1 protein-coding gene is annotated in these 1,395 nt (G+C 68.5%); it reads left to right on the top strand.

The genetic code is table 11. The features are described 5' to 3' along the window. Nucleotides 1–95 precede the first annotated feature (95 nt). Nucleotides 96–1,395, top strand: a 1,300-nt coding sequence (locus tag GWI24_RS44380; RefSeq protein ID WP_210951663.1) for an isopeptide-forming domain-containing fimbrial protein, incomplete at its 3' end; no start/stop codon positions are given.

Below are 1,395 nucleotides of genomic sequence, written 5' to 3'. Positions count from 1 at the left end.
TACGTGTTTACATGAACGCGTTGTGCTACTAGCTGTTTCGGCTCCGCCACGGCCCGGCGGTGCATTCCAGCAGCATCGACTCGAGGGACATCACCATGACCACACCTCCTGCTGCTCCGCTCCGGGTCGCCCTGGCCAACGGCAGTTTCGAAGAGCCCGCCGTAACCGATGTGGAGATTCTGCCGGACGCCTCACAGACGCAGGCGGCCAAGCGGGTCCCGGGCTGGCTCACCACCGCCTCCGACCACAAGATCGAGCTGTGGCGGTCGGGCTTCAATGGTGTGCCGGCGGCCCAGGGCGTCCAGTTCGCCGAGCTCAACGCGAACCAGGTCTCCACGCTCTACCAGGACCTGCCGACCACGCCCGGCACGAAGCTGTACTGGCGGCTGTATCACCGTGGCCGCCAGGGTGAGGACACCATGGCGCTGGACATCGGCGCGCCCGGCTCCACGGTGGAGCAGAGGCGCTTCACCGACGGCAACACCGCCTGGGGTTACTACACAGGCACCTACACCGTCCCGGACGGCCAGTCACTGACGCGCTTCGCCTTCCGTTCCGTCTCCGCCGCCGGCGGCAACCGCAGCATCGGCAACTTCCTGGACGGCATCTTCTTCGGCACCGCTCCCTACCTGACGCTCGACAAGACCGCCATTCCCGCGGGACCGCTGGAGGTGGGCGACACCGTCACCTACCGCATCACCACCAAGAACGAGGGCGGCGGCGGGGCCGAGAACCTCATCCTGACCGACGCCATCCCGCAGGGCACGACCTATCTGCCCGGTTCCCTGCGCATCGTCGACGGCCCGAACGCCGGAGCGAAGAGTGACGCGAAAGGTGACGACCAGGCGTACTACGACGCCCAGGCGAACCGGGTCGTCTTCCATCTCGGCAACGGCGCTTCCGGCGTGGAGGGCGGCAGTCTGCCCAACACCGAGACGCTCCCGCCGGGGACCACGGTGGAGTACCGGGCCACCATCGACCTGGCGGCCGCCGGCAAGCAGATCACCAACACCGCCACCGCCACCTATGAGAACCGGCTCGGCGATACTCCCGAGCCCCTGACGGCCACCTCCAACGAGCAGGTCACGGAGGTCAAGCCCGCTGCCGACCTGGCCGTGGCGAAGGCGGCCGACGCGACCACCGTCACCGTCGGCCAGACCGTGACCTACCGCATCACCGTCCACAACGCCGGCCCGAACCAGGCCACCGGCGTCACCGTCACCGACCAACTCCCCGACGGTCTCACCTTCCTGTCCGCCGACGGCACCCCCGGAAGCTACGACCCGACCACCGGGCAATGGACCGTGGGCGACCTGACCGACGGCGCCACGGCCACCCTCGTACTACGGGCCAAGGCCACCAAGACCGGCCGGATCACCAACACCGCCACCGCCG

It is taken from the genome of Streptomyces sp. MK37H (assembly GCF_018035285.1).
GTDB classification, from domain to species: Bacteria; Actinomycetota; Actinomycetes; order Streptomycetales; family Streptomycetaceae; genus Streptomyces; species Streptomyces endocoffeicus.
Note: the sequence above shows the minus strand (reverse complement) of the source record. Positions and strands in the feature narration are given on the sequence as shown.